The 515-nt window shown below is 66.4% G+C and carries 1 protein-coding gene; it reads left to right on the forward strand.

The features are described from left to right. Window positions 1–182: 182 nt before the first annotated feature. Window positions 183–515 (forward strand): acyl-CoA dehydrogenase family protein (locus tag WH87_RS14430; protein WP_046173271.1); only part of this gene is annotated, 333 nt, incomplete at its 3' end.

Consider the following 515-nt stretch of genomic DNA (forward strand, 5'->3'; position numbering starts at 1 on the left):
CTGGACGACGGCGTGATCGACCCGCGCGACACGCGCAAAGTGCTGGCCTGCGTGCTGGCCGTGTGCGGCGAGGCGCGCCGCCGCACGCTGCATCCCGTCCAGTTCGGCGTCGCCCGACCGTAGCGCCGCCCATCCGCATCGACGAACACCACAGAACCCCAGGACCACCGGAGCGAGACACCATGCAATTCACCCACGAGCATCAGGAACTGCAGCGCAACCTCAAGCGCTTCATCGACAGCGACATCAACCCGCACATCGACGAATGGGAAGCAGCGGAGATGTTCCCGGCCAAGGAACTGTTCAAGAAGATGGGCGCGCTGGGCTTCCTCGGCATCGCCAAGCCGACCGAGTACGGCGGCCTGGGCCTCGACTATTCGTATGCGATGGCGATGGCGGAGACGCTCGGCCATATCCACTGCGGTGGTGTGCCGATGGCGATTGGCGTGCAGACCGACATGGCGACACCGGCGCTCGCGCGCTTCGGCTCGGACGAGCTGCGCGCGCAGTTCCTC

The sequence above is a fragment of the Devosia epidermidihirudinis genome, from assembly GCF_000971295.1.
Taxonomy (GTDB): Bacteria; Pseudomonadota; Alphaproteobacteria; order Rhizobiales; family Devosiaceae; genus Devosia; species Devosia epidermidihirudinis.